This window comes from Arenimonas alkanexedens, from assembly GCF_054781355.1.
Genome location: NZ_BAAGUO010000001.1, coordinates 90,245 through 114,863, shown reverse-complemented (window position 1 = coordinate 114,863; position 24,619 = coordinate 90,245). Strand labels below are relative to the sequence as shown.

Here is a 24,619-nt window from a genome sequence, read left to right as displayed (position 1 = left end):
AACTACGGTGTTACCCATGTTTCCACGCCCTGCTTTGTTATTGCTGCTCCTTCTCTTCCCACTTTGCTGCTGGTCGGGCACGAGAGGTGAGTCACTTCGCGTTGAACTCCTGAAAATGGCCGAAATGGATCAGTCGGCGAGATCGCCTGATCAAAACATCAGTGTCTCTGAAGCGGACGTCTTGATAGACAAACTGAACAAGGAGCATGCGTCCCGCCTCAAGAGGATTATCAAAGAGAACGGCTGGCCGGGCCGAAGTCTCGTAGGAGACGACGGGGCGCAAGCTGCTTGGCTTATCGTGCAGCACTCCGACCACGATCCGGTTTTTCAGCGAGAAGTGCTAGAGCTCTTGCAGCCTCTGGTCAGCTCTGGCGATGTGAAGGCGTCCGAGTACGCCTACCTTTGGGACCGGATCCATTCACCTCAGCGTTATGGAACGCAGGGTGAGTGCACGAATGACGGTAAGTGGGTGGTGAGGGAGATAGAGTCCCCGGAGGACGTCAATGCCCGGCGGGCGGCTGCCGGGCTGTTTCCAGAAAAGCTTGAGGATTACATTAAAATGGCAATTTCCATGTGTCGCGAAGACGGCTAACTATATGTTCAAGCCGACGCTGGAGCTCTCTCTTCGCTTGCTCTGGCCGTACGGCCGGCGCGGCTTAACATGGCGTTAGGCCTCAACCACGGAGTGTCGCGATGCCATTTCCAACAGCCAAACAATTCGGTGCCGTGCTGAAATCGATGAAGAAGCCGGGAGGCCGTCAACCGCTTTTTTTGCAGGCGCACTACAAGGCGCCGGGTCGAGCTCAGACCGCCACAAGGCTCGCTCAGGCGGCCGGTTATGTGGACTTCCGAGGCATTAATCTTTGGTATGGGCGGCTGGCTGAGAAGGTAGGCTCGGCACTAGGTCACAAGAACGCCGGACTTGCGCTGCTCGTCGATTTTGCACCGCCTCGATCAGTGTCAAATAGAGAGTGGGTACTTATTATGCGGCCTGAGTTTGCTGAAGCGCTTAAGCAGTCAGGCTGGGTAAACTGAGGCCTAACCAATCATTCAAGCCGACGCCTTCGGCGCGGCTTAACTCAAAGCGTTAAGCCACAATGGAAGGACTTCTCTACATAGCAGCAGGCCTGGCCGTGGCGCTCGGGGCGGCCCATTCTTGGCTCGGTGAGCGGTACATCCTTACCCGCCTGTTTCGCCGCAGTAATTTGCCAGAGCTTTTCGGCAGTTCGGACTTCACGACTCGCACGCTGCGCTTCGCTTGGCACATCACCACGATCGCGTGGTTCGGGTTCGCCGCCCTGCTCTTGCAAGCTGGTCGTGGTGACCTGACGGTGTCGGGCATGCTCCAGATCGTCGGTGTGACTGCGCTGGCCTCGGGCTTTCTTCCGCTACTCCTGACCCGCGGCAAGCACTTGTCGTGGCTGGTACTGTTTGTCATCGGTGGCATCGCGCTGTGGTGCGCCGCCTAACGGGTCAGTCAAGCCGCCGCCTTCGGCGCGGCCTTACCCAGGCGTTAGGACCTAAGAAACTTTCGAAAGGAGTGAAGTGAACATGCCTTCCTACCTCAGCACCGGCTTTTCCAACTCCTCGGCAGAGCGCACGAAGCTCGCGGGACTGATAGTCAACCTCGGCACCTTCAGCATCGTGTGCATGGTCGGCCTGCTGGCGTTCCTGCCTAGTTGGCCGCTGGCAGTTGGTGTCTCAGCCGGCTGCGTGGCGGTTGGGTATTTGTTCCATATGGGCCTTCGCGTTACTGCTTCGCCCCAGGCCTAGCGAATCATTCAAACCGAACCCACGTCGTGTGTCGGCTCAGCCAAGGCGTCAGGCCTCGATGACTATTCGCGACAAGTTAAAGAAGCAGAGGAAGCTCTTCTGGCTGATCTATCTTGCGTTGTTCCTCCCGATGCCCTTGCTGGTGAACGTCGAATGGGGCCTGCCCATAATCGCAAGCGGGTTTTTGATCGTTTTCATATGGCAACTGGTCGCTATCCGTTGCCCGAAATGCCGGAGTCACTTTGATCTTGCTCTACGGGTCGGGGCGTTGGTCAAACCGCACTGCAATTTCTGCCCCTATTGCGGCGTCGCCTTGGACACGCCAATCCCGGCCTAGACAATCATTTGGTCCGACCCCGTGGCGCGGCCTGAATCAAGGCCCCAGGAATCACAAGAAGGTTCTATGCGAATCGCACTTGCAGCCCTGCTCAGTAGCCTGTCTGGCATCTCGTATGCGACCCCGCACCCAAGCGCCGACGCTCCGTACGAAGAGATCGTCTTCGCCTCGGCGGGTCAACTCCTGGCGTGGTGTGAAACGGAGACGCGTGCCCACTATGCGGGCCAGGGGCTCCCCACCTATCAATGGACCGGCAGGCACTGGCGAAACGGCAATACGCTCCATGCCGAAGGGAAGATCCGCGTCAATGGGAAAGACATTCCTGCAACGTGCGTAGTGGCCCAGGGGGCGCGTGAGCGCTACGCCGCGATCAGGATCGCCCCTCCGGACTAGGCAGGCGTGGTGCCGAATGCGCCATGCAGGCCGAACTCAGCGGCCGACTGGGCGATGGGCTAAATTCGTGCATGACGTGATCGATCCAAAGCCGCATCGCGCGCTCCATTGATTCCGGCGAATGCGCCGATTGGTCTTCAAGGGACAGGCTCGTCTGGAGCCTTGCTGTTGAGGAATTGATTCAGCTTGAATTTTTCGCCCCGACAGACTATTCAGTTGAACGTGTAGAGGCTGCCTGTCAGGCATCCGCGGCTCAACCATCACGCCATGCCTCAAAGGAGGGGCGGCTCATGAACCGGTCTATTTTCCTACTCATTGCGCTCGCTCTCGCCGTCCCGGCGTCCGCTCAGACGCCTACTGACTTTGAGCAGGCCAATGCGCGCGCCGAGGCCCAGCTTGCCGCGCAACCCGAAGCGATGGCCGTTTACGCCGCCACTTGGGCGGAGTTCAACAACGCGCACGGCCTGGACGAGCGTGACGGCTGCTATTTCAAGGCAGAGGGAACGCTAACCCAAATCCTTGAAATTGATGCGTCGGGCGAAATCGTGGGCTATCTGGCTGACAAGGACAACGGTCGCTCGCGATGCTGGAGGGCGACCTACGTTGGCGAGGTGTTTCCGAAGCCACCGTTCGCGCCCTACTTGCACAAGCTGGTCATGCACTAGTAGCTGATTCACCGTTCAATCCGACGCCTTCGGCTCGGCCCAGCTGAAGCTCTAGCTGCCAAGGAGAGATTCGTGGACGTGGAATTTGTACAGTCATTCCTGCTCTACTCGCTGGCGATCAACTATGGAATCCTTCTTGCGTGGTTCCTTATGTTCGCCTTTGCCAAGGATTTCCTGTTCGGGCTGCACGGTCGTTGGTTTCGACTGCCGCCCGATCAGTTTGACGCAATCCACTACACAAGCATGGCGGTCTACAAGATTGGAATCTTCCTTTTCAATCTTGTCCCGCTGATCGCCCTCTGGCTCATCGGCGCCGGCAGCTAGGCAACGATTACAATCGCCCGTTGTTTCCCCGCACTTCAGGACAAACCATGCTCAAGTTCTTCCGCCTGCTCAGCCTGGTCGAGGGCCTGTCCCTGATCACGCTGCTGTTCATCGCCATGCCCGCCAAGTACCAGTTCGGCTACGACTTCGTCTGGCCCGTCGGCATGGCGCATGGCCTGCTGTGGCTGGCCTACGTGCTGGTGTCGCTGGCGGTCAGCCACCTGCAGCGCTGGTCGGTGTGGGCCTGGGCGCTGGCGCTGGTTTGTTCCGTGGTTCCGTTCGGCTTCCTGCTGATAGATGCGCGGCTGCGGCGCGAACTGCATCAGGCACAGGCGGCCGGGTAACGCTTTCGCCGTTGGGGTAGTAACCTTTGCCCCCCGATCCAAGGAGTTTGCCGATGAAGCCGCTTGTCGTTCCGCCCGCCGCCCAGCGCGACGAAAAATCCGTGCAGTTGCTCAGCGCCTGGGCAGCCGAGCGTGGCCTGCACTGTTCGCTCAATGTCGGTCGCTGGCACGAAAGCGGTCGCGACGAATCGGCCGGCTGGGGCATCCTGCTGGCGGACGTCGCCCGGCATATCGCCAATGCCATGCAGCAGCAGTTCGGCGTCTCCCAGGCCGATACGCTGGCGGGTATCCGGCGCGCGTTCGACGATGAGTTTGCGGCGTCTACCTCAGAGGTAGAAGGCGGGTTCCAGGCCGGTCACTCCTGACCGGCGGTCGTTGCCGGGTCAGCGCAGGCCGCTGTCCCGGGAAGCACTGGTGCGCATGGGCAGCTTGAGGCGCGCCAGCGCCGTGGCAATGGCCTCGTCGCCTTCGATCACTTCACCCAAGGCAAAGCCATCGCCTACTTCCTGGTCGCCCAGCAGGTGGCCAGGCAGGTCCTGCTCGCGCAGGTCGCGGCTGGTGACGCCGCGGATGATTTCGTCGGGACGAATGCCGCGTGCCTGGATCGAGCGGCCGTTGGGCGTGTAGTAGCGGGCGGTGGTGAGCTTGACCGAGTCGCCGTTGTCCAGCGGCACCACGGTCTGCACCGAGCCCTTGCCGAAGGTGCGGCTGCCCATCAGCAGGGCGCGGCGGTGGTCGCGCAGGGCGCCGGCCAGGACCTCGGCGGCGCTGGCGGTGCCGGCGTCGACCAGCACCACGATCGGCGCACCCTTGAGCAGATCGCCAGGCTTTGCGTGGAAGCTGGCGTTCGAATACACCAGGCGGCCCTTGGTGCGAACAATCAGGCCGTCGTCGAGGAAGGCGTCCGCAGCTTCGACCGCGGCATTGAGCAGACCCCCCGGGTTGCTGCGCAGGTCCAGCACCAGGCCCGACAGTTGGCCGCCTTCGGTCTTGCCGTTGAGCGCGCGCAGCTGGCGCAGCACCTGCGGGCCGGTGTCGGACTGGAAGTTGGCGATGCGCAGGTAGCCGTAGCCCGGCTCCAGCAGGCGGCTGCTGACGCTGGTGATGCGGATGGTTTCGCGGGTCATGACCAGGTCGCGCGGCGCCGTGTCGCCCATGCGCAGGAAGGTTACGGTGACCTGGCTGCCTTCCGGCCCGCGCAGCTCGCGGCTGGCGACGTCGGCACCGGGCGAAGTGAGCGCCTGACCGTCAATGGCGATGATCACGTCGCCCGCGCGCAGGCCGGCGCGCTGGGCGGGGGTGCCATCGATCGGGGCGACCACCAACAGACTGCGGTCTGGACGCTGTTCAATTTCGACGCCGACGCCGGAGTAGGCGCCTTCGGTCTGCTCGACCAGGCTGTCGGCGTCTTCTTTTTCAAGATAGGCGCTGTGCGGGTCCAGGTCGGCCAACAGGCCGCGCAGGGCGGCCTTCATCAGGGTCTGGTCGTCGATGGGCTCGACGTAGGCTTCCTTGATGGCGCGGTAGACGGCGACATAGCGCTGGATTTCGTCCAGCGGCATGGTTTCGGGCGTCGGGACGGCGGCCTCTTCAGCAAAGGCGGCCGTGGGAGCCAGGAGAGCCAGCAGCAGGGGGAGGGTGCGCATGGGGTAATTATGCGCTGATTCGCTGTAGGAGGGCCTTCAGGCCCGAAGCTTTTGGGCGAAGGGCTTCGGGCCTGAAGGCCCTCCTACAGGGGGTTTAGGGGGGGGGTTAGGGGCGGAGCCAGGGTTTGGGGTCTTGGGGTTGGCCGTTGCGGCGTAGTTCGAAGTAGAGGCCGGGGCGGCCCTGGCCGCCGGAGCTGCCGACGGTGGCCAGGGGTTCGCCGCTGCGGACCCAGTCGCCCACGTCCTTGAGCAGGGCGTCGTTGAAGGCGTACAGGCTCATCCAGCCGTCGCCGTGGTCGAGGATGACCAGCAGGCCATAGCCCTTGAGCCAGTCCGAATACGCCACCCGGCCGGGCCCGGCGGCGCGGACTTCGGCGCCGGCGGTGCCGGCGATCAGGAGGCCGTCGCTGGTGCGGCCATCGGGCAGTTTTCCGCCGAAGGCTGCGAGCACGCTGCCGGCGAGCGGCCTGCCGAGCTGGCCGCGACGGGTCGCGAACGGCCGGTTGTCGTCCACCTGACGCGGAATGTCGGCGACGGCGTCGCGCAGCTGTTCGAGCAATTTGACGACAGACTTCTCGTCGCGACCCAGGGTGGCCAAGCGTGCGGCGCGATCCTTGAGCTTCGATTCCAGCGCCGCCAGCACCCCGGCGCGTTCGCCGCGCTGGGCTTCCAGCGCCGCCAGTTCCGTCTGCTGCTGCAGGCGGGCGGCTTCGAGGATCTGGCGTTGGTCGGTGATCTGCTGGGCCACCATGGCCAGTTCGCGCAGCTCGGCCATCAGGCCGGTGATGCGCTGCTGGCGATCAGCCTGGAAATAACGGTGATAGGCCAGCACCCGGGCCAGGTCGCTCATGCGGTCCTGGGCCAGCAGTAGCTTGAGCTGTTCGTGGCGGCCCAGGGCGTAGGCGGAGCGCACGAGGGCGGCGAGCGCCTCGCGCTGGTCGGCCAGGCCGATTTCCAGTTCTGCCTGGCGGGCCTCGAGCTGCTGCAGCTCCAGCTCCTGGGTGGCGATGCCCGCTTCGGTGCGACGCAGGGCGCGCACGGCGTCGGAAACGGTGGCGTCGGCGGCGCGCAGTTCCCGCGTGGCCTCACCGCGTTCGGCGTCCGCGGCGCGCTGTTCGGTGGTGATCTGCCTGATCTGCGCACGCAGGGTATCGAGGCGCTGCTGCGCCTGGGCCTCTTCACGCGCCCGCTCCGCCGCGCCCTGGGCCAAGGCGGGCGGCGCCAGCAGAAGCAGCGTGGCCAACGCGAGCACGGCGGAACGGATCAAGCCAACGTCACCAGCGAGCGACCGGTCATTTCCGGCGGCGGCGTAATTCCGAGCAGCAGCAGCACGGTGGGCGCGAGGTCGCGCAGCGCCCCACCCGACCGCAGGGTAGCGGCGCGGCCGACGTAGACCATGGGCACCGGGCCGACGGTGTGCGAGGTGTGCGGCTGGCCGGTGTCCGGGTCGCGCATCATTTCCAGGTTGCCGTGGTCGGCGGTGACGATCATCTCGCCGCCGACCTCGCGCAGGGCGGCGCGGATCGCGCCCAGCGCGTCGTCCACGGCTTCGGCGGCCTTGATGGCCGCGGCCAGGATGCCGCTGTGGCCGACCATGTCCGGGTTGGCGACGTTGCAGATGATCACGTCGTGCCGTCGCGCGCGAATGTCCTCGGTGAGGCGGACGGTGAGCTGGGGCAGGTTCATTTCCGGCTGCAGGTCGTAGGTGGCGACCTTGGGTGACGGGATCAGCACGCGGTCCTCGCCCGGCAGCTGGGCCTCGCGGCCGCCGCTCATGAAGAAGGTGACGTGGGCGTACTTCTCGGTTTCCGCAATACGCAGCTGGGTCAGGCCATGGGCCGCCAGCACTTCGCCCAAGGTGTTGCGCAGGTCTTCGGGGCCGAAGGCGACCGGGGCCGGCAGGCTGGCGTCGTACTCGGTGAGGCAGGTGAAGCGCGATAGAGCGATCGACCGCGGCCGCGCGAAATCCTTGAAGTCAGGCGACACGAACACGCGGGTGAGCTGGCGGGCGCGATCGGCGCGGAAGTTCATGAACACCACCGCATCGCCGTCGCGCATGGCGCGGCCGCCGCTGATGACGGTGGGCAGGACGAATTCGTCGTTCTCGCCACGGCCGTAGGCGGCGTGCAGGGCGGTGATGGCGTCGGAGGCGGTGTCGTCCGCCTCGGCGTCGGCGATGGCGCGATAGGCGCGCTCGACGCGGTCCCAGCGCTGGTCGCGGTCCATGGCGTAGTAGCGGCCGCAAAGGGTGGCGACGTGGGCATCGCCCTCGCCGGCCGCGCACACCGCCAGCAGGCGTTCGAGGCTGGGCTCGGCCGAACGCGGCGGGGTGTCGCGACCGTCGAGGAAGGCATGCACGGCGATGTCGGCGACGCCTTCGCGGCGCGCGAGCTCGATCATGGCGAACAGGTGTGACTCGTGGCTGTGCACACCGCCCGGGGACAGCAGGCCCATGATGTGCAGGGCGCCCCCGGCGGCCTTGGCGGCGCGGCAGGCCGCGAGCAGTTCGGGGTTGGCGTAGAAGCTGCCGTCTTCGATGGCGGCGTCCACGCGGGTCAGGTCCTGGTAGACGATGCGGCCGGCGCCGATGTTCATGTGCCCGACTTCGGAATTGCCCATCTGCCCGTCCGGCAAGCCCACGTGGCGGCCTTCGGTGTGCACCAGGGTGTGCGGGCAGTCGGCCAGCAGCCGGCGCCAGTTCGGCAGGCGGGCCTGCGCCAGGGCGTTGTCGGTCGGGTCTTCGCGGTGGCCCCAGCCGTCGAGGATCAGAAGCAGCAAGGGCTTGGGGCGGTTCTGGGCGGCAGGCACGAGCGACTCCGGGACGATAGGCACGGGGAAATTGTAGCGCCGTGGGGCAGTCTGGACCCGTTCGAGCCGGTTTGGGCTTAAACCCTCCGGCCGGCCCCGGCATCACAAGCGTGAACCTACAGGAGTCCAAGCATGCGCGTTCCTACCCTCGCCGCCCTTATTTCCCTCTCCCTGGCTATGGCCGCCGGCCCTGCCTTGGCCGAGCAGGACGTCGACAAGATCTTTGGCGGCATCACCGCCCAGGCCGGCCAGACCTACGGATCGCTCGATACGGTCAATGGCGGCATCACCATTGGCGAAGGCGCGATCGTGGAGAAGGCGGACACCGTCAACGGCGGCATCTCCATCGCCGCCAAGGCGCGGGTCGGTCAGGCCGAAACGGTCAACGGCGGCATTTCCATTGGCGCGAACGCCGAAGTGGGCAAAGCCGAGACGGTGAACGGCGGCATTTCCGTGGCCGGCGATGCGCGCGTCGCGGACTCGGTGGAAACGGTGAACGGCGGCATCAAGGCCCGTCGCGGCGCCCGGATTGGCGGCGATGCGGTGACGGTCAACGGCGGCATCCATCTGATCGGCGCTGTGGTAGGCGGCGATGTGAATACCGTCCATGGCGACATCACGCTCGAGGAAGGCGCCCGCATCGAAGGCGACATCCTGGTCGAGAAGCCGACGATGGGCTGGTGGACTTCGGGCAACAAGCGCACGCCGCGGGTCGTGATCGGTGCCCAGTCCCAGGTGTCGGGTTCGCTGGTGTTCGAACATGAGGTCGAACTGTTCGTGCACGCGACGGCGACCATCGGTGCCGTGACGGGCGCCACCGCCCAGGCCTTCACCGACACCCTGCCCCCCCGCGAGTAAGCCTGTGGGAGGGGCTTCAGTCCCGATGTCTTTCGCCCAAACGCATCGGGACTGAAGTCCCTCCCACAATAGCTTTAGAATCGGGGTTCCCCATAGCGGAGAACCCACTACGATGAAGCGCACCCTGATTTTCGCCGCCGCGGCGCTGGCCCTGTCGGCCTGCAGCCCGGCGCCGGCGCCGGAAGCCACTCCGGCCACCCCGACCGCCTCGACCGCCTCGACACCGCCGGTTGAGCACGGCTTTGGCCCCGAGATTTCCGCCGAAGACTTCGCCCATCACGTGAAGGTGCTGTCCTCCGATGCTTTCGGTGGCCGCGCCCCGGGCACCGCCGGCGAGCAGATGACCGCCGACTACCTGGTCGCGCAGTTCCAGCGACTGGGCCTGCAGCCGGGCAACGGCGACAGCTGGTTCCAGGACGTGCCGATGGTCGAGACCACGGCCGACGAAGCCAGCTCCAGCGCAGCCATCTCGCTCAAGGGCGAATCGCGCCCGCTCGCCTTCGGCAGCCAGATGGCGCTGGGCACGCGCAGCGCGCAGGCTGAAGTGAAAGTGGACGCCAGCGAGATGGTCTTCGTCGGCTACGGCGTGAATGCGCCGGAAGCCGGCTGGAACGACTACGAAGGCCTGGACGTCACGGGCAAGACGGTGGTGCTGCTGGTCAACGACCCGGGCTTCCACGCCGGCAGCGAGGAACTCTTCAGCGGCAAGAAGATGACCTACTACGGCCGCTGGACCTACAAGTACGAAGAGGCCGCCCGCCAGGGTGCCGCCGCCGCGCTGATCATCCATGACGACAGCGGTGCCGGCTATGGCTGGGACGTGGTGAAGAACAGCTGGTCCGGCGCGCAGTACGACCTGCCCGCCAGCGCCGACCCGGAGCCGCGCCTGCCGCTGCAGGGCTGGATCACCGGTGACGTAGCCACCCAGCTGTTTGCCGACGCCGGGCTGGACCTTGAAGCGATGCGCGCCGCCGCCAACGTGCCGGGCTTCAAGCCGGTGGCGCTGGGCGACGCGACGTTCTCGGCGACGCTGAACTCCAGCGTCAAGGAGAGCACCTCGCGCAACATCCTGGCCAAGCTGCCCGGCAGTGAGCGCCCGGACGAAGCGATCGTCTACACCGCGCACTGGGACCATCTGGGTGACCACGGCGGTGAAGCAGCGGGCGAAGGCGAGGACCACGTCTACAACGGCGCCATCGACAACGCGACCGGCGTGGCGGGCGTGCTGGAGATCGCTGAGGCGTTCACGGTCCAGAACCCGAAGCCGGCGCGGTCGGTGGTGTTCCTGATGGTGACGCTGGAAGAGTCGGGCCTGCTGGGTTCGAAGTACTACGCGGCCAACCCGGTGATTCCGCTCAAGGACACGGTGGCGGTGGTGAACCTGGACGCGATGAGCGTCGTCGGTCCGACCAAGGACTTCGTGGTCATCGGCCTGGGCAATTCCGAGCTGGACGCGGTGCTTGAGCCGATCGCAACCGCGCAGGGTCGCACCCTGGTTGAAGAGGACGGCGTCGAGAAGGGCTTCTTCTTCCGCTCCGACCACTTCAGCTTCGCCAAGTTCGGCGTGCCCGCGCTGTACGCCAAGGGCGGCATCGACCACGTCGAGAAGGGCAAGGACTACGGCCGCGAGATCCAGGCCAACTACGGCTCGATCGCGTACCACAAGCCGGCTGACGAGTTCGATCCGAACTGGGATCTGCGCGGCGTGGTGCAGGACCTGATGGCGCTGTACGGCGTCGGCCGCGAGCTGGCCGGCAACGAGGCCTGGCCGAACTACGTCGAGGGCAATGCCTTCAAGGCCGCCCGCGACGCGTCGCGCGCTGAAGCCGCGAACTGATCCCTCGCAATCGCAACAAAAAAGGCCGCCCTTCGGGGCGGCCTTTTTGCTTTCTGACATCCGCGGCGCCATCTATTGCTTCCTGTAGGAGGGCCTTCAGGCCCGAAGCTTTTCGGCCAGAAGCTTCGGGCCTGAAGGCCCTCCTACAGGGGGCGGAAACCGTAAATTGCCGGCTCTGGCCAAGCCCATCTTCGTCGCTACCTCGACTCAGCGGGCGCCGAATTCAACTAGTACTTGCCCATGAAGTCGCGCTTGCCGACTTCGATGCCGGCGTGGCGAAGCAGGGCGTAGCTGGTGGTGACGTGGAAGAAGAACTGCGGCAGGCCGTAGGCCAGCACGTAGGCCTGGCCGCTGAGGCGCTTTTCCTTCGGCGTGCCGGGACGCAGCACGATTTCGCGCGAGTCGGCGCCTTCAAAGCTGGCGGCATCGAGACCGGCAATGAAGTCCTGGGTGCGGGCGATGCGCGCCTGCAGGTCCTCGAAGCTGGCTTCGCTGTCGTCCCACGCCGGCACGTCGGCCTGGGCCAGCCGCGCCGACACCGATTTGGCGAAATCGCAGGCGATCTGCACCTGACGCAGCAGCGGGAACATGTCCGGGTACAGGCGCAACTGCAGGTAGGCGGCGGGATCAATCTTGCGTTCGGCCGCGTGGCTCGCGGCCTTGGCCAACACGTCGGACAAGCCGCCGAGCATCTGCTGGAACACGGGAACGGAGGCGGCGTGCAGGGAAACAGTCATGGGCGGCTCAAGGCAGTGGACGAGCCGCGATCGTACGCGGGTCGTAGATTCAGGGCGAGGCGAGGAAGGCGTTCAAGGCCTCGGCCACCTGCCGGGGCTGCGCCATCATCGGCATGTGGCCGCAGCCGGCCAGCAGTACCGACTGGCTGCGCGGCAGGCCGCGCGCAAAGACTTCGGCCGCACTGACATCGATGACGCGGTCGTCGCGGCACCAAAGCAGCAGGGTGTGCGCCTGGATCAGATGCATCTCCGCCTCCAGTGCGAAGGCATCCGGACCGCGGCCGATGCCGTCCAGCACGCGCTGCTCGAAGGCCGCATCGGCGCGGCGACGGCGCACCAGCGCCTCGTTCGCCGGCCAGGGCACGAAGGGCGGATCCACGAAGACGATGCCGAGATAACGCTTGAGTTCGGCGCGGCTGGTGACCTGGAACGGGTTGTCGCCGGCCAGCACCGCATTGGCGAAGGCGTTCTCTTCGTAGCGCACGCCGGCCGAGGACATCAGGCTGATGCGATCGACAACGCCCGGATGACGGGCGCTCATCAGGCCGACGATCTGTCCACCCATCGAATGCCCCACCACCAGCGCCGGCCGCTCGGGCAGCGCGCGCAGGAAGGCCGCGAGCCGGTCGGCCTGTGCGGCCGGGCCGTAGTCGGCGTCGTGGTGGCGGTCGCTATTGCCCCAGCCCGGCAGGTCGGGGGCGATGATGCGATGGCTCTTGGCCAACTCGCGCATCAGCGGCAGCCAGTTTTCCTTGCTGCCCGTGAATCCGTGCACCAACACCAGCAGCGGCTTTTCGGCATCGCGGCCGGATTCGAGCACCGCCCAGCGATGGCCGGCGATGTCGTATTCCACCACGCCCGCCTTGGCCAACCAGCGCTGGCGCGCGAACTCGGCCTCCAGCACGCGCTCCGGCGCGGTCGCGGCGAAGCCCACCGCGCCCAGCGCGAGGCCGAGCGAGGTGGCGATGACGATCTTCCGGGTGCCGCTTCCCGACCGCTGCGTGGTCACGTCAGTCCGTGGTCGTCTGTTCGGCGCGGGCGCGGGCCAGCAGGGCGTCTACCGAAGCGCTGGTGATCGGGTGATAGCCCGGACGCGCCATCGCAAAGATCTGGGTGGCGAAGGCCAGGCCTTCGGCCGACTTCGCCAGCGCGTCGTAGGTCGGCATGACCAGCTTGCGGCGGCCGATCTTGCGCAGGAACAGCGACATCGCCGGCCGCGCCTCGAAGTAGCCGCTGCGCACGCTCAGCGGATACCAGCGCTGGGCCAGCTCGCCGTTGCTGGTGCCCGTGAAGCGGAAGGCCTGGTCGAGTTCGACCATGCGCTCGGCGTCGATGGCATCGGGCAGACCCTCAAGGAAGTAGACCCACTCCTGCGTGGTCCAGGCCGCGGTGTCGAGCTCACGCGCGCTTGCGCGCTGGTCGAGCCAGGACGCGCGGGCGGCATCCACGGCATCAAAGCGCGGCGACGCGGTCTGCGGCGCGAACGCCGGCACGCCGGGCTGGGTCAGCCACTCCATGACTTCGGCCTCGGACACCAGGTCCGGGGACTTGGCCATCAGCTCGGTCCTGAGGAAGGCCAGGAACTGGTCGCTGTCCACGCTCTGGAATGCGTGGCCGTCGAACCAGCTGCGCAGGAAGGCATCGAAGGCCTCGCGGCCGTAGCGCTGCTCGAGGAACTGCAGGAACCAGGCGCCCTTGTCATAGGCCACCGCGCCGAGTGCGTCCTCGGGATCGCTGCCGCCACGCAGGGGCAGCATCAGCACCTGGCGCTCGGGCGGCAGGTCCTTGATCTGCTCGAGCAGGCCGTTGCGGCTGATCACGAATTCCATGTCGGCACGCGGCTTGCCGTACAGCGCCTCGACGATGCGGTTCTCAACGTAGCTGGTGAAGCCTTCGTTGAGCCACATGTCCTTCCAGCTGGCATTGGTTACCAGGTTGCCCGACCACGAATGCGCCAGCTCGTGCGCAATCAGCGACACCAGCGACTTGTCGCCGACGATCACGGTCGGGGTGATGAAGCTCAGGCGCGGATTTTCCATGCCGCCGAACGGGAACGAGGGCGGCAGGATCAGCAGGTCGTAGCGCTCCCAGCGGTAGGGGCCGTAGAGCGACTCGGTGACCCGGATCATTTCCTCGGTGTCTACGAACTCGGCGACCGCCTTGTCCACGGTCTGCGGCTCGGCCCAGACGCCGGCGCGGGCCGAAATCGGCTTGAACACCAGGTCGCCGGCGGCAATCGCCATCAGGTAGGACGGGATGGCCTGCGGCATCGAGAAACGATAGTCGCCGTCGCGGGCCGCGGCCGGGTCGTTGTCGGCGCTCATCAGCGCCATCACATCGGCCGGCGTGCGGATGCGCGCGGTGTAGGTGAAGCGCACCGAGGGCGTGTCCTGCAGCGGCACCCAGCTGCGCGCGTGGATCGCCTGCGACTGGCTGAACATGAAGGGCGTCTTGCCGCCGGCGGTCATGGCCGGGCTCAGCCACTGCAGGCCGGAGGCCTCGGGCGAGGTGGCGTAGCGGATGCGCACCTGGTCGTACTGGCGCGGCAGGGAGATGGTGAGCTTGCTGCCGAAGTTCTCGTCGCGCTCGGCCAGCACGAACGGCACTTCGCGGAACTTGCGGCTGCCGTTGCGCGCCTCGACGGCGGCGATCGTCAGGTCGCGGGTGTCGAGCACCAGGTCGCGCTGGTCCTTGTCAATCCAGTCCAGGCCCAGGGTGGCGCTGCCGGCCAGTTGGCGCTTTTCAAAGTCGACGCTCAGGTCCAGCGCCAGCTCGCGGATACGCACCTTGTCGGGCTGGGCGTAGGAATGCTCGTCGGTCCGCCGGTCTTGGCCGAAGGCCGGGACGGACGCGATAAGGAGGGCGAGCAGGAGGCCTAGGCGGGACATGGTCATTTCCACTGACGGGACCCCGGGATTCTAGCTCAGCCAGGCCCGGCCGCCCCTCACACGTGCCTGCCCGGGGGCTTGGCGCATGACATGGCTCAATATCCTGGAGGGTAGCCGCTCCCATACTGGACTGAACCCTTGCCGGCAGGACTGAATGGAACCCAGCACGCTTTCCCCCGCGGCACCGCACCTGATTGCCGACGCCGCCACCCTCGCCGCCTACGTCAAGGCGGTGGCCGCAGGCGGGCATTCCTGGCAGACCCCGAACGGGCAGGTGACGCTGCCGGCCTGGCTGGCCCTGGGGGACGACTGCACCGAAGCCGCCTACCGCCTCGCCGCCCGGCTTGGACTGCCCCTGGTGCGCCTGGGTGACCTGCCGCCCCGCACCGAGGCCACCTCCCTGCTGCGCCCGGAGGTCGTGCGGCGCCTGCGGGCCGTGCCGCTGCGTCTGTTCGAAGGCATGGTAACCGTGGCCATGGAGGACCCGGGCAGCCCGGACTCCCTGGCCACCCTGGACTTCCTGTGCCGGCAGCGGGTGCTGCCCCTGGTCGCCAGCGCCCGGGAAGTGCGCGAGGCGATCGCCGAGCACTACGACAAAGTCGAAGACCGCGACATCGCCCACCAGTTGGGCCTGGACCCGGGCGCGGCTGGGCGCGAAACCTCGACCCAAGAGGCCGAGCGCCTTTCGCGCGAAAAACCGGTGGTTCGCATCGTCCAGAACCTGATCAGTGAAGCGGTCGCGCGCCGCGCCTCGGACATCCACCTGCGCCCGGGCGAGCACGGCACCGAAGTGCTGTATCGCATCGACGACGAAATGGTGCCGGTGCGCCGCCTGCTCCGCAGCCTGCATCCTGCCGTGACCAGCCGCGTGAAGGTGCTGGGTTCGATGAACCTGGCTGAACACCGCAAGCCGCAGGACGGCCGCACTACCTTCGTACTCGACGACGGGCGCGAGGTGGACCTGCGCATCTCGGTGCTGCCGGCCGTGTACGGCGAGTCGGTGGTGGTGCGCCTGCTCGACACCAACGAAAGCCTCTGGGACCTCGAACAGCTTGGCCTGAGCCCGGCCGACCGCCAGCGCATCGACGACGTGATGGGGCGCAGCCACGGCATGTTCCTCACCACCGGCCCGACCGGCTGCGGCAAGTCCACGACGCTTTACGCCATGCTGCTGGAGCTGCGCAAACAGCGCATCAACATCCTCACCATCGAAGATCCGGTGGAGTTCTACATTGACGAGATCCAGCAGATGCAGGTCAACCGCGCGGCGGGCTTCACGTTCGCCAGCGCGATGCGCAATTTCCTGCGCCACGATCCCGACGTGATCATGGTGGGCGAAATCCGCGACGAGGAAACCGCCGGCATCGCAGTTGAAAGCGCGCTTACCGGGCACCTGCTGCTGTCCACCCTGCACACCAACACGGCGGCGACGACGGTCACCCGCCTGCTCGACCTGGGCGTGGAGGCCTACCTGCTGCGCGCCTCGCTGCTGGCGGTGATGTCACAGCGTCTGGTGCGGCTCACCTGCGTCCACTGTCGCGAGGTCGAGAAGATCGATCCGCATATCCGCGGCGTACTGGGCGTGGGCGAGGACGAGGTATTCCACATCGGCCACGGCTGCTCGCACTGCGACGGCCTGGGCGTCTTCAAACGACGCGCGGTGTATGAATTCATGGTGGTCACACCGCGAATCCAGTCGCTGATCGTGCCCGGCGCCGAAGCCGACACCATCCACCGCACGGCGCTGGAGGAAGGCATGGTGCCGATCACCCAGGCGGCGGTGGCGCTGGCGCGCGAAGGCCTGATCTCGCTTACCGAAGCCTGGCGCGTCCGCGCGGATTAAACCCCCGCGGGTCGGAGTTCAGAGCTTGTAGCCGGAGTGGATGGCTACGATGCCGGCGCTGAGGTTGCGGTAGTCGGTGCGCTCGAAGCCGGCCGCCGACATCATGGCCTTTAGCTCGTCCTGCGGCGGATGCTTGCGGATCGACTCGGCCAGGTACTGGTAGCTGTCGGCGTCGTTCGCGAACAGCTTGCCCAGGCGCGGCAGCACCTTGAACGAATGGAAATCGTAGACCGGCCGGAACCATTCGGGTTTGACCTGCGAGAACTCGAGCACCAGCGCCCGGCCGCCGACTTTCAGCACACGGTGCATTTCCTTGAGCGCGTTCGCCTTTTCGGTCACGTTGCGCAGGCCAAAGGCGATGGTGACCAGGTCGAAGCTGGCGTCGGGGAAAGGCAGCGCCTCGGCGTTGAGCTGTACGTATTCGAGGCCGCGCACCAGGCCGCGATCGGTCAGGCGGTCGCGGCCAACGCCCAGCATGGCGGCATTGATATCGCCCAGCACCACGCTGCCGGTGTCACCGACGCGCTCGTGCAGCAGGGCGGCGATGTCGCCAGTGCCGCCGGCCAGGTCGAGCACGCGGTCGCCACGCTTCACGCCCGAGGTGCCGACGAAATAGCGCTTCCATATCCGGTGGATGCCGAGCGACATCAGGTCGTTCATCAGGTCGTATTGCTGGGCGACCGAACTGAACACCTGGCCGACCAGCTTTTTCTTCTCGGCCACAGGCACGTCGCGGAAGCCGAAGTGGGTGGTGGTGTCGCCGGGGGTCTTGTCCATGGGCGGGATTATCGCACCGCTGGGGGCATGCGATCATTCGGGGCATGGACAGACTTCGCTATTGGCACAATCCGCGCTGCAGCAAGTCCCGCGAGGGGCTGGCGTTGCTGGCGTCCCGGGGCATCGCGCCCGAGCTGGTGCTTTACCTGGCCGGACCACCCACGACCGCCCAGATTCAGGCCTTGCTGGGCAAGCTGGGGGGCGACCCGCGCCAGCTGCTGCGGTTCAAGGAGGATGAGGCCAGAACGCTGGGCCTGTCGCCGGGAGATGAACGCCCGATGGCTGAATGGGCCGCCCTGCTGGCGGCAAATCCCCGCCTGATCGAGAGGCCGGTGCTGGAAACGGCAGACCGCGCCGTGATTGGCCGGCCGACGGAAACGCTGCTGGGCCTGCTGTAGCCGCCCCCTCCGCCAACCGCCCTTGTAGGAGGGCCTTCAGGCCCGAAGCTTTTCGCCTAGAAGCTTCGGGCCTGAAGGCCCTCCTACAGGGGTGTGCTTGATTGGGGGGTGGGGTGGCCCCAGAAAAGGGGTTCACGATCAGGAGGCCGCATGGACCCCAAGGTTTTCCACGCCACTACCATTCTCTCCGTCCGGCGCGGTGATCGCGTCGTGGTGGCCGGCGATGGCCAGGTCACGCTCGGCCATACGGTGATGAAGTCCAACGCCCGCAAGGTGCGGCGACTCGCCGAGGGCAAGGTGCTGGCCGGTTTCGCCGGTGCCGCGGCCGACGCGTTCACCCTGTTTGAAGTGTTCGAGGCCAAGCTGGCCCAGCACAACGGCCAGCTCCTGCGCGCCGCGGTCGAAATGGCCAAGGAATGGCGCACCGACCGCCGCCTGGGCAAGCTCGAAGCCCTGCTGGCGGTGGCCGACAAAGACAGTTCGCTGATCATCAGCGGCAATGGCGACGTGATCGAGCCCGAGGACGGGCTGGTCGCCATCGGCTCGGGCGGGCCTTACGCGCTCGCCGCCGCCCGCGCCCTGCTCCAGCACACCGAACTTGATGCCCGCGCGATCGCCGAAGCCTCGCTCAACGTGGCGGGCGACATCTGCATCTACACCAACCGCAATCTCGTGATCGAGGAGCTGTAATGTCCGAACTGACCCCGCGCGAGATCGTTGGCGAACTCGACCGCTACATCATCGGCCAAAACGAGGCCAAGCGCGCCGTCGCCATCGCCCTGCGCAACCGCTGGCGGCGCATGCAGCTGGACCCGGCGATGCGCGACGAAGTGATGCCCAAGAACATTTTGATGATCGGCCCCACCGGCGTCGGCAAGACCGAGATCGCGCGGCGGCTGGCGGCGCTGGCGAATGCGCCGTTCGTGAAGGTTGAAGCGACCCGCTTCACCGAGGTCGGCTACGTCGGCAAGGACGTCGAGCAGATCATCCGCGACCTGGCCGACGGCGCGGTGAAGATGTTCCGCGAGCAGGCCAAGCTGCGCGTGCGCACCCAGGCCGAAGAACGTGCCGAGGACCGCATCCTCGACGCCCTGCTGCCCACCCGCCGCGGCCCGGGCTTCACCGCGGACGCGCCGGCCGAAAGCGACAACGACACCCGCGCCAAGCTGCGCCGCCAGCTGCGCGCCGGCGAGCTCGATGAGCGTGAGATCGAGCTCGAGCTCAGCCAGGCCGCGGCCGGCATGGACATAATGACGCCGCCCGGCATGGAGGAAATGGGCCAGCAGCTGCGCGCGATGTTCCAGAACCTGGGCGGCGGCAAGGCGCAGACCCGCAGCCTGTCGGTCAAGGCGGCGCGGCCGCTGCTGGTCGAAGAAGAAGCGGGCAAGCTGGTCAACGAGGACGATATCCGCGTGCAGGCAATCGAGGCCTGCGAGCAGAACGGCATCGTCTTCATCGACGAAATCGACAAGGTCGCCAAGCGCAAGGATTCCATGGGCGGCGGCGACGTCAGCCGCGAGGGCGTACAGCGCGACCTGCTGCCGCTGGTTGAAGGCTCGACCGTGAGCACCAAGTACGGCGTGGTGCGCACCGACCACATCCTGTTCATCGCCTCCGGTGCCTTCCACCTGGCCAAACCTTCGGACCTGATTCCGGAGCTGCAAGGTCGCTTCCCGATCCGGGTGGAACTGGGCGCGCTGAGCCAGGACGATTTCCGGCGCATCCTCACCGAGCCCAAGAATGCGCTGGTGCGGCAATACATGGCCCTGCTGGCCACCGAGGGCGTGAATATCGGCTTCGCCGACGACGCCATCGACCGCTTGGCCGAGATCGCTTTCCTGATCAATGCCCGCCAGGAAAACATCGGGGCCCGACGCCTGCACACCGTGCTCGAGAAGCTGCTCGAGAAGCTCAGCTTCGAGGCTCCCGACAAGGGCGGCCTGTCGCTGATGGTGGACCGGGCGATGGTGGATGCCCAGTTGGGCGATGCGGTGCAGGACCCGGACCTGAGCCGCTATATCCTCTGATATCAGGGCGACTTGTCAGGTTTTCGCGCCAGCTCCGGACTATCTCCCTGAGCCCGGATGAAGACCGACATGACGCCCGCCGCCCTTGCCCCCTGCCCGTCCCGGGCCAGCACCCGAGATGAGCCCACGATGAGCCTGACCGCGCCCGATATCGAAGCCGTGCTCCGCGAGCACGGCCCGATGCTGGCGCGTATTGCCGGCAGCTATGAAGCCGAGCCTGCGCGCCGGGACGATCTGCTGCAGGAGATCAGCCTGGCGGTCTGGAAGGCGCTGGCCAGCTGGCGCGGCGAGGCTTCGCTGCGCACCTTCCTGGCGCGCGTCGCCCACAACCGCGCCATCGACCACCTGACGCGCGAGAAGCGTGCCCGCGGCGATGAGCTGCACGATGAGCACGCCGACCCCAGCGCCAGCCCCTTCCAGCACGCCGAAGCGCACCAGCGCCGCAAGGACCTGCTGGCCGCCGTGCGCACACTGCCGCTGGGCCAGCGTCAGGTGGTGGTGTTGGCGCTGGAGGGCTTCTCGCAGCGCGAGATCGGCGACAGCCTCAACCTCGAAGAGAACACCGTGACGCAACGCCTGAGCCGCGCCCGTCGACAGCTTCAGGCCGCGCTGGGAGAAGGCGCATGAGCGAGCACACGCAGGACTGGAGCGCGCTGGCCGCCGACTGGCAGCAGCAGGAAACGCCGGCGATCGACATCGAGGCGATCCGCGAGGAGGCCGAGCAGCGCAGCCGCGGTCTGCGCCGCACGATCCGCATGGAAATCGGCTTTGCGCTGCTGGTGATCGTCGTCTGCGCGCTGATCGCGATGAGTCCGCGCAGCGACCGTGTCGAGACCCTGATGTTTGCCGGCTTGGCGGCGTTTCTCACCGTCTACCAGGGCCTGATGGTCTGGATCCGCCGCCGTGACCTGGCCCAGGCCGGCAACGGCGCGCTTGCCTTGGTCGAACGCGAGCTGCAGCGCGCCAGCACCGTGCTGCGCTACTGGCGCTGGGGCATGTGGTGCTCGCTGGCGCTGTGGGCGGGGATCTATGCGCTGATGCTCTACGGCATGGCGGCCGGATGGCCGTCGGCGCGGATCAGCGGAATCCTGGGCGCCACGACCGTGAATATTGTTTTCTTGCCGGCGATGGGCCTGTTTGGCTGGTGGCGCTGTTCGCAGGCGCGGGCGCGGCAGGTCCGCTTCCGGGCGCTGCGCGAACAGCTGCGCGGGCCGTAGACTGGCGGCATGAGCACGCCCCGCCCCACCGATCTGATTCTGCACCGCGCCTCGCACGCGCTGGAAGTCGCTTTCGACGACGGCAGCCGCTTCCGCCTCCCCTGCGAGTACCTGCGGGTGGAGTCTCCCAGCGCCGAGGTCCAGGGCCACGGCCCCGGGCAGAAGGTGCTGGTGGCCGGCAAGCGCAACGTCAACGTCAAAGCCATCGAGCCAATGGGCAACTATGGCGTGCTGCTGCGCTTCGATGATGGCCACGACACCGGCATCTTCAGCTGGAATTTCCTGCACCAGCTGGGGCGGGAGCTGGACGTGCGCTGGGCCGCTTATCTGGCCGCCTTGGAAGCCGCCCAGAAAAGCCGCTGACTTTGTGGGAGGGACTTCAGTCCCGATGCTTTTCGGCGAAAGGCATCGGGACTGAAGTCCCTCCCACAGGGGTAGATCCGGCGCTATCAGGGTTTGCGGCGGGCGCGGGGGTGGGCGGCGTCGTAGACCTTGGCCAGGTGCTGGAAGTCGAGGTGGGTGTAGATCTGGGTAGTGGCGATGTCGGCGTGGCCGAGCAGCTCCTGCACGCCGCGCAGGTCGCCGCTGGACTCGAGCACATGGCTGGCGAAACTGTGGCGCAGCAAATGCGGATGCACGCGCTTGAACAGGCCCTGCTGCTGGGCCAGCCGGCGCAGGCGCTGCTGCACGGTGCGCGGGCTTATCAGCCCACCGCTGCGGCCGGGAAAGACCGGCGCCTCGCGCGCCGGCGTGGAAAGCTCGCGCCAGGCCTGCAGGGCATCGCGGGCATGGCGGCCCACGGGCACCACGCGCTGCTTGCCGCCCTTGCCCAGCACCGTGACCAGGCCATCGGCCAGGTCCAGCGCGTTCCAGCGCAGGCCGCAAAGCTCCGACAGGCGCAGTCCCGACGAATAGAACAACTCCAGCATGGCCCGGTCGCGCACGCCCTCGGGACCGTCGGTGGGCACTTCGACCAGCCGCGTCATTTCATCGGCGTCGAGCACCTGCGGCAGCTTGCGCGGCGACTTCGGCGCGCGCAGGCCCAGGGCCGGATTGAGCTCGGAGCTTTCGCTGCGATTGAGATGGCGATAGAAACTGCGCACCGCCGACAGCCGGCGCTGCAGGCTCTTGCCGGACAAGCCGCGCCGGTGCGCGCCGGCGACGTAGCTGCGCAGGGCATCCTGGCGCAGATGGTGCCAGTCGCTCAGGCCCTGCCCCATCATCCAGCCGGCCAGGTCGCCCAGGTCGCGGCGATAAGCGTCCAGGGTATTCGCCGCCAGCCGGCGCTCCACCGCCAGATAGCCCAGGAAGGTCTCGATGCCCGGCTGCAGGGGCGCGTCGGCGCTCACGGCATCAGCGGGCGTCGTAGCGGCCCAGCGCGGTGACCAGGGTTTCCGACATCAGACGCAGGAACAGCGTGCCCATGCCCGGGAAGAAGCGGTTGGCGTCGGCGCTGCCGACGCTGAGCATGCCTACGCCGGCCAGCGGCAGCAGCACGGCCGAGGCGGCGCGGGCCTGTTCTTCGCCGTACAGCAGGGTCAGCTTGTCCTGGTTGAGGCGACCGCAGAGCGCCTCGTTGCCGGCCAGGAAGTCGCGGAAGGGCGCCAGCGCCGGATCGGTTTCGCCCACGACCTGCAGCCACTCGGCCTGCAGGCCTTCGACCGGCTTGAACAAGACCACGCGGACGATTTCGCCCTGGAAATCCTCGCCCAGCACGGCAACCATGGCCCGCAGCGTGTCGGCCGCGGAACCGGCGCGCATCAGCGCCAGGCTCAGCTGGTGGGTGCGCACGGTCAGCCGCTCATTGTCCTGGGCGTTGGCATAGAGCTCGTTGAGGCGACGGGTCAGTTCGCGGTTCTTGTCGCGCAGCACGTCGAGCTGGTAGCTGGCCAGCGACGCGGCCTGGCCTTCGTCCTTGGGCACCACCAGCGACAGCGCCAGATCCGGGAACTGGCCCAGGAAGCTCGGGTGGCGGCGCAGGAAGGTCGCGACTTCGTGGGCGCTCAGGCGCTCGTTCTTTTCTTCGATCATCAGGGGCCTCTCGTGCAGCGGGTCAATCCGGCGAAGCCGGCATTATGGCGTGGTGACGGCGAATTCGCCCTCGAACACGAAGGTGGCGGGTCCGGCCATGGTGATCGGATCGGCGTCGGACGGCCAGCGGATGGCCAGGGTGCCGCCCGGCAGTTCGACCTGCACGGCGCGGTCAACGCGGCCCTGGCGCACCAGTACCGCCACCGCCGCGCAGGCGCCGCTGCCGCAGGCCAGGGTCTCGCCGGCGCCGCGCTCGAATACGCGCAGGCGGATGCGGTCGCGCGCCAGCACCTGGGCAAAACCCACGTTCACGCCTTCGGGGAACTCGGCGCGCGCCTGCAGCGCAGGGCCCAGGCGCAATACCGGTGCCGCGTCCACACTATCCACTTCGATCACGGCATGCGGGTTTCCCATCGAAACCACACCAAAGCGCAGCAGGCCGTCTTCGAGCGGCAACGCGTGCATCGGCAGGTCGGCCGCCGCAAGGAAAGGCAGCTGTGCCGGTTCGAACGCGGGCCGACCCATCCCCAGCGCATAGCCGCCGTCGGGCAGGCAATCCACCTCGATCACGCCGGCCGGGCTGTCGAGCCGAAAGCGTGTGCCAACCGCGGCACCGTCACGGCGCAGCCAGGCGGCGACGCAGCGGGCGCCGTTGCCGCACTGCTGGGCCAGCGAGCCGTCGCCGTTCCAGATGCGGTAGCGCGCCGCGCAGCCCGGCACCTGACTGTCATCAATGCCCAGCAGCTGGTCGAAGCCGACGCCGAAATGGCGGTCGCCGAGCGCGCGGACCATGGCCGCCGAAGGCGCGGGTTCACCGCCGCGCAGGTCGATGACCATGAAGTCATTGCCGGCGCCGTGCATCTTCGAGAAGCGCAGCGGGCGGGGCGTGCTCATGCCGCGGGCGCGTCGGCCTCGGCGGGCGTCGCGTCGGTGGCGGGCGGGACCAGGTCGCCCTTGGTGCCACAGGCGGCGACCAGGGCGAGGCTCAACAGCAGCACGGCGAGGCGGGTCGTTTTCATGGCGCGAGTATAGTCCGGGGCAGGTTCTTTCGCGTGGGGTGGACGATGGCAATCTCGGCCTGGCTGTGGCTGGCGGCAGCCGTATTCCTGGTGCTGGGCGCACTCGCCTGGGTGCGCAAGTCGCGTGGCGGCACCCGCTGGCTGCTGCGCGGCGTGGGCACGGTGCTGGTGCTGCTGGCGCTGGGCCTGGCCGGCCTGGGCGGCCTGCTGCGCCAGTACGCCTGGCTGTTCGAAGACGTGCCCGCCGCCAGCATCAGCCTGCGACAACTGGCACCCCAGCGTTTCGAAGCCCGCCTGGAGCTGGACGGCCAGCCGCCGCAGATGCTGGAATTGCGGGGCGACGAATGGCAGCTCGATGCCCGCGTGATCCGCTGGACCCTGCCGGGCCAGCTGGCTGGCCTGCGCCCGGTCTACCGCTTTGAACGCCTGTCGGGACGCTACGGTGACCCCAAGCAGGAGCTGAGCGAAGTACGCACGGTGCATGACCTGCGCGGAGACTGGGATTTCTGGGAGTTCCGCCAGCGCTACCTGGCCAAGCTGGCCATCGCCGACGCGCGCTGGGGCAGCGCCGCCTACCTGCCCATGCTCGACGGCGCGACCTACCGGGTTTACGTCAGCCCGCGCGGGGGCTTGGTAGCCAAGCCTGCGGACGCCGACACCGAACGCTTGCTGGACCAGGCGGGCTGGTAAGCCCAGC

The 24,619-nt window shown here is 67.0% G+C and carries 29 protein-coding genes; 18 read left to right on the top strand and 11 right to left on the bottom strand.

Annotated features, from left to right (window positions below; genetic code table 11):
- Positions 1-16 precede the first annotated feature (16 nt).
- The 8 genes from ACYVGY_RS00500 (at position 17) to ACYVGY_RS00465 (ending at position 4,201) form a co-directional block, all read left to right on the top strand.
- Positions 17-592 carry a DUF6624 domain-containing protein gene (locus tag ACYVGY_RS00500; protein ID WP_460455533.1) on the top strand — a complete coding sequence of 192 codons (576 nt, stop codon included), beginning with the start codon at positions 17-19 and terminating at the stop codon, positions 590-592.
- 101 nt (positions 593-693) lie between these two features.
- Positions 694-1,035 (top strand): hypothetical protein, encoded by a 342-nt coding sequence (locus ACYVGY_RS00495; protein ID WP_460455532.1) that lies wholly within the window; start codon positions 694-696, stop codon positions 1,033-1,035.
- 62 nt (positions 1,036-1,097) lie between these two features.
- Positions 1,098-1,469, top strand: coding sequence for a hypothetical protein (locus ACYVGY_RS00490; RefSeq protein WP_460455531.1), 372 nt, complete (start codon positions 1,098-1,100; stop codon positions 1,467-1,469).
- An 82-nt stretch (positions 1,470-1,551) separates the two neighbouring features.
- Positions 1,552-1,773, top strand: coding sequence for a hypothetical protein (locus ACYVGY_RS00485; protein ID WP_460455530.1), 222 nt, complete (start codon positions 1,552-1,554; stop codon positions 1,771-1,773).
- Positions 1,774-2,793: 1,020 nt separating this feature from the next.
- Positions 2,794-3,168 carry a hypothetical protein gene (locus ACYVGY_RS00480; RefSeq protein ID WP_460455529.1) on the top strand — a complete coding sequence of 125 codons (375 nt, stop codon included), beginning with the start codon at positions 2,794-2,796 and terminating at the stop codon, positions 3,166-3,168.
- A 72-nt stretch (positions 3,169-3,240) separates the two neighbouring features.
- Positions 3,241-3,492 carry a DUF6868 family protein gene (locus tag ACYVGY_RS00475; protein ID WP_460455528.1) on the top strand — a complete coding sequence of 84 codons (252 nt, stop codon included), beginning with the start codon at positions 3,241-3,243 and terminating at the stop codon, positions 3,490-3,492.
- A 47-nt stretch (positions 3,493-3,539) separates the two neighbouring features.
- The gene (locus tag ACYVGY_RS00470; protein ID WP_460455527.1) at positions 3,540-3,836 is read left to right on the top strand and encodes a DUF3817 domain-containing protein; all 297 of its coding nucleotides are present in this window, start codon (positions 3,540-3,542) and stop codon (positions 3,834-3,836) included.
- Between the two features lie 53 nt (positions 3,837-3,889).
- Positions 3,890-4,201, top strand: coding sequence for a DUF5076 domain-containing protein (locus ACYVGY_RS00465; protein ID WP_460455526.1), 312 nt, complete (start codon positions 3,890-3,892; stop codon positions 4,199-4,201).
- A gap of 18 nt (positions 4,202-4,219) precedes the next feature.
- Here ACYVGY_RS00465 and ACYVGY_RS00460 read toward each other — a convergent pair whose 3' ends face one another.
- The 3 genes from ACYVGY_RS00460 to gpmI form a co-directional block, all read right to left on the bottom strand.
- Positions 4,220-5,482, bottom strand: a complete 1,263-nt coding sequence (locus ACYVGY_RS00460) for a S41 family peptidase (protein WP_460455525.1) — start codon at positions 5,480-5,482, stop codon at positions 4,220-4,222.
- Positions 5,483-5,588: 106 nt separating this feature from the next.
- Positions 5,589-6,749 (bottom strand): murein hydrolase activator EnvC family protein, encoded by a 1,161-nt coding sequence (locus ACYVGY_RS00455; RefSeq protein WP_460455524.1) that lies wholly within the window; start codon positions 6,747-6,749, stop codon positions 5,589-5,591.
- On the bottom strand, positions 6,746-8,290 hold the full coding sequence (gene gpmI / locus ACYVGY_RS00450; protein WP_460455523.1) for a 2,3-bisphosphoglycerate-independent phosphoglycerate mutase: 1,545 nt from the start codon (positions 8,288-8,290) through the stop codon (positions 6,746-6,748). Before gpmI ends, ACYVGY_RS00455 begins: the two co-directional genes overlap by 4 nt.
- Before the next feature lie 132 nt (positions 8,291-8,422).
- On the opposite strand from gpmI, the gene ACYVGY_RS00445 reads away from it, so the two are divergent.
- The gene (locus ACYVGY_RS00445; protein WP_460455522.1) at positions 8,423-9,148 is read left to right on the top strand and encodes a DUF4097 family beta strand repeat-containing protein; all 726 of its coding nucleotides are present in this window, start codon (positions 8,423-8,425) and stop codon (positions 9,146-9,148) included.
- Positions 9,149-9,260: 112 nt separating this feature from the next.
- Complete coding sequence (locus ACYVGY_RS00440; RefSeq protein ID WP_460455521.1) at positions 9,261-10,985, top strand: M28 family metallopeptidase; 1,725 nt, start codon at positions 9,261-9,263, stop codon at positions 10,983-10,985.
- 227 nt (positions 10,986-11,212) lie between these two features.
- On the opposite strand, the gene ACYVGY_RS00435 is transcribed toward ACYVGY_RS00440, so the two are convergent.
- From ACYVGY_RS00435 to ACYVGY_RS00425, 3 genes are read right to left on the bottom strand one after another with little or no spacing between them, the layout of a single operon-like run.
- Positions 11,213-11,722 (bottom strand): DUF1993 domain-containing protein, encoded by a 510-nt coding sequence (locus tag ACYVGY_RS00435; protein WP_460455520.1) that lies wholly within the window; start codon positions 11,720-11,722, stop codon positions 11,213-11,215.
- 49 nt (positions 11,723-11,771) lie between these two features.
- Positions 11,772-12,731 (bottom strand): alpha/beta fold hydrolase, encoded by a 960-nt coding sequence (locus tag ACYVGY_RS00430; protein ID WP_460455519.1) that lies wholly within the window; start codon positions 12,729-12,731, stop codon positions 11,772-11,774.
- A 1-nt stretch (position 12,732) separates the two neighbouring features.
- On the bottom strand, positions 12,733-14,610 hold the full coding sequence (locus ACYVGY_RS00425; RefSeq protein ID WP_460455518.1) for a M1 family metallopeptidase: 1,878 nt from the start codon (positions 14,608-14,610) through the stop codon (positions 12,733-12,735).
- Between the two features lie 154 nt (positions 14,611-14,764).
- Between ACYVGY_RS00425 and ACYVGY_RS00420 the strand changes: the two genes are divergently transcribed.
- Positions 14,765-16,453, top strand: coding sequence for a GspE/PulE family protein (locus ACYVGY_RS00420; RefSeq protein ID WP_460455517.1), 1,689 nt, complete (start codon positions 14,765-14,767; stop codon positions 16,451-16,453).
- An 18-nt stretch (positions 16,454-16,471) separates the two neighbouring features.
- Here the strand turns inward: ACYVGY_RS00420 and ubiE are convergent, their stop codons facing one another.
- On the bottom strand, positions 16,472-17,230 hold the full coding sequence (gene ubiE, locus ACYVGY_RS00415) for a bifunctional demethylmenaquinone methyltransferase/2-methoxy-6-polyprenyl-1,4-benzoquinol methylase UbiE (protein ID WP_460455516.1): 759 nt from the start codon (positions 17,228-17,230) through the stop codon (positions 16,472-16,474).
- Positions 17,231-17,274: 44 nt separating this feature from the next.
- Here ubiE and ACYVGY_RS00410 point away from each other — a divergent pair, with 44 nt between their 5' ends.
- From ACYVGY_RS00410 to ACYVGY_RS00385, 6 genes are all read left to right on the top strand, one after another.
- Positions 17,275-17,628 carry an arsenate reductase family protein gene (locus ACYVGY_RS00410; protein WP_460455515.1) on the top strand — a complete coding sequence of 118 codons (354 nt, stop codon included), beginning with the start codon at positions 17,275-17,277 and terminating at the stop codon, positions 17,626-17,628.
- A gap of 150 nt (positions 17,629-17,778) precedes the next feature.
- Positions 17,779-18,318 carry an ATP-dependent protease subunit HslV gene (gene hslV, locus ACYVGY_RS00405; protein ID WP_460455514.1) on the top strand — a complete coding sequence of 180 codons (540 nt, stop codon included), beginning with the start codon at positions 17,779-17,781 and terminating at the stop codon, positions 18,316-18,318.
- Positions 18,318-19,655, top strand: a complete 1,338-nt coding sequence (gene hslU, locus ACYVGY_RS00400; RefSeq protein WP_460455513.1) for an ATP-dependent protease ATPase subunit HslU — start codon at positions 18,318-18,320, stop codon at positions 19,653-19,655. The genes hslV and hslU overlap by 1 nt, the downstream gene beginning before the upstream one ends.
- Positions 19,656-19,784: 129 nt before the next feature.
- A complete protein-coding gene (locus ACYVGY_RS00395) occupies positions 19,785-20,282 on the top strand; it encodes an RNA polymerase sigma factor (RefSeq protein ID WP_460455512.1) in 498 nt (165 codons plus the stop codon).
- Positions 20,279-20,872 (top strand): hypothetical protein, encoded by a 594-nt coding sequence (locus ACYVGY_RS00390; protein WP_460455511.1) that lies wholly within the window; start codon positions 20,279-20,281, stop codon positions 20,870-20,872. The genes ACYVGY_RS00395 and ACYVGY_RS00390 overlap by 4 nt, the downstream gene beginning before the upstream one ends.
- 9 nt (positions 20,873-20,881) lie before the next feature.
- On the top strand, positions 20,882-21,235 hold the full coding sequence (locus tag ACYVGY_RS00385) for a gamma-butyrobetaine hydroxylase family protein (protein ID WP_460455510.1): 354 nt from the start codon (positions 20,882-20,884) through the stop codon (positions 21,233-21,235).
- 86 nt (positions 21,236-21,321) lie between these two features.
- Here ACYVGY_RS00385 and xerC read toward each other — a convergent pair whose 3' ends face one another.
- The 4 genes from xerC to lptM are packed head-to-tail and all read right to left on the bottom strand — an operon-like array spanning position 21,322 to position 23,922.
- Positions 21,322-22,221 (bottom strand): tyrosine recombinase XerC, encoded by a 900-nt coding sequence (xerC, locus tag ACYVGY_RS00380; RefSeq protein ID WP_460455509.1) that lies wholly within the window; start codon positions 22,219-22,221, stop codon positions 21,322-21,324.
- Between the two features lie 4 nt (positions 22,222-22,225).
- Entirely contained in the window at positions 22,226-22,903 is a 678-nt protein-coding gene (locus tag ACYVGY_RS00375) for a DUF484 family protein (RefSeq protein ID WP_460455508.1), read from the bottom strand.
- 42 nt (positions 22,904-22,945) lie between these two features.
- Positions 22,946-23,797, bottom strand: a complete 852-nt coding sequence (dapF, locus tag ACYVGY_RS00370; RefSeq protein ID WP_460455507.1) for a diaminopimelate epimerase — start codon at positions 23,795-23,797, stop codon at positions 22,946-22,948.
- A complete protein-coding gene (gene lptM, locus ACYVGY_RS00365; protein ID WP_460455506.1) occupies positions 23,794-23,922 on the bottom strand; it encodes an LPS translocon maturation chaperone LptM in 129 nt (42 codons plus the stop codon). The genes dapF and lptM overlap by 4 nt, the downstream gene beginning before the upstream one ends.
- 45 nt (positions 23,923-23,967) lie before the next feature.
- Here lptM and ACYVGY_RS00360 point away from each other — a divergent pair, with 45 nt between their 5' ends.
- Entirely contained in the window at positions 23,968-24,612 is a 645-nt protein-coding gene (locus ACYVGY_RS00360) for a hypothetical protein (RefSeq protein ID WP_460455505.1), read from the top strand.
- The last annotated feature ends 7 nt before the right edge of the window (positions 24,613-24,619 follow it).

What these genes read in the sequence shown, in the direction of transcription:
- ACYVGY_RS00440 (WP_460455521.1), top strand. Translation starts at nt 9,261, where the DNA reads ATGAAGCGCACCCTGATTTTCGCCGCCGCGGCGCTGGCCCTGTCGGCC.
- ACYVGY_RS00500 (WP_460455533.1), top strand. Translation starts at nt 17, where the DNA reads ATGTTTCCACGCCCTGCTTTGTTATTGCTGCTCCTTCTCTTCCCACTT.
- lptM (WP_460455506.1), bottom strand. Translation starts at nt 23,922, where the DNA reads ATGAAAACGACCCGCCTCGCCGTGCTGCTGTTGAGCCTCGCCCTGGTC.
- ACYVGY_RS00375 (WP_460455508.1), bottom strand. Translation starts at nt 22,903, where the DNA reads ATGATCGAAGAAAAGAACGAGCGCCTGAGCGCCCACGAAGTCGCGACC.
- ACYVGY_RS00385 (WP_460455510.1), top strand. Translation starts at nt 20,882, where the DNA reads ATGAGCACGCCCCGCCCCACCGATCTGATTCTGCACCGCGCCTCGCAC.
- ACYVGY_RS00465 (WP_460455526.1), top strand. Translation starts at nt 3,890, where the DNA reads ATGAAGCCGCTTGTCGTTCCGCCCGCCGCCCAGCGCGACGAAAAATCC.
- ACYVGY_RS00445 (WP_460455522.1), top strand. Translation starts at nt 8,423, where the DNA reads ATGCGCGTTCCTACCCTCGCCGCCCTTATTTCCCTCTCCCTGGCTATG.
- ACYVGY_RS00395 (WP_460455512.1), top strand. Translation starts at nt 19,785, where the DNA reads ATGAGCCTGACCGCGCCCGATATCGAAGCCGTGCTCCGCGAGCACGGC.
- ACYVGY_RS00390 (WP_460455511.1), top strand. Translation starts at nt 20,279, where the DNA reads ATGAGCGAGCACACGCAGGACTGGAGCGCGCTGGCCGCCGACTGGCAG.
- ACYVGY_RS00470 (WP_460455527.1), top strand. Translation starts at nt 3,540, where the DNA reads ATGCTCAAGTTCTTCCGCCTGCTCAGCCTGGTCGAGGGCCTGTCCCTG.
- ACYVGY_RS00495 (WP_460455532.1), top strand. Translation starts at nt 694, where the DNA reads ATGCCATTTCCAACAGCCAAACAATTCGGTGCCGTGCTGAAATCGATG.
- ACYVGY_RS00425 (WP_460455518.1), bottom strand. Translation starts at nt 14,610, where the DNA reads ATGTCCCGCCTAGGCCTCCTGCTCGCCCTCCTTATCGCGTCCGTCCCG.
- ACYVGY_RS00420 (WP_460455517.1), top strand. Translation starts at nt 14,765, where the DNA reads ATGGAACCCAGCACGCTTTCCCCCGCGGCACCGCACCTGATTGCCGAC.
- ACYVGY_RS00410 (WP_460455515.1), top strand. Translation starts at nt 17,275, where the DNA reads ATGGACAGACTTCGCTATTGGCACAATCCGCGCTGCAGCAAGTCCCGC.
- ubiE (WP_460455516.1), bottom strand. Translation starts at nt 17,230, where the DNA reads ATGGACAAGACCCCCGGCGACACCACCACCCACTTCGGCTTCCGCGAC.
- ACYVGY_RS00460 (WP_460455525.1), bottom strand. Translation starts at nt 5,482, where the DNA reads ATGCGCACCCTCCCCCTGCTGCTGGCTCTCCTGGCTCCCACGGCCGCC.
- dapF (WP_460455507.1), bottom strand. Translation starts at nt 23,797, where the DNA reads ATGAGCACGCCCCGCCCGCTGCGCTTCTCGAAGATGCACGGCGCCGGC.
- ACYVGY_RS00480 (WP_460455529.1), top strand. Translation starts at nt 2,794, where the DNA reads ATGAACCGGTCTATTTTCCTACTCATTGCGCTCGCTCTCGCCGTCCCG.
- ACYVGY_RS00435 (WP_460455520.1), bottom strand. Translation starts at nt 11,722, where the DNA reads ATGACTGTTTCCCTGCACGCCGCCTCCGTTCCCGTGTTCCAGCAGATG.
- ACYVGY_RS00360 (WP_460455505.1), top strand. Translation starts at nt 23,968, where the DNA reads ATGGCAATCTCGGCCTGGCTGTGGCTGGCGGCAGCCGTATTCCTGGTG.
- hslV (WP_460455514.1), top strand. Translation starts at nt 17,779, where the DNA reads ATGGACCCCAAGGTTTTCCACGCCACTACCATTCTCTCCGTCCGGCGC.
- ACYVGY_RS00490 (WP_460455531.1), top strand. Translation starts at nt 1,098, where the DNA reads ATGGAAGGACTTCTCTACATAGCAGCAGGCCTGGCCGTGGCGCTCGGG.
- hslU (WP_460455513.1), top strand. Translation starts at nt 18,318, where the DNA reads ATGTCCGAACTGACCCCGCGCGAGATCGTTGGCGAACTCGACCGCTAC.
- ACYVGY_RS00485 (WP_460455530.1), top strand. Translation starts at nt 1,552, where the DNA reads ATGCCTTCCTACCTCAGCACCGGCTTTTCCAACTCCTCGGCAGAGCGC.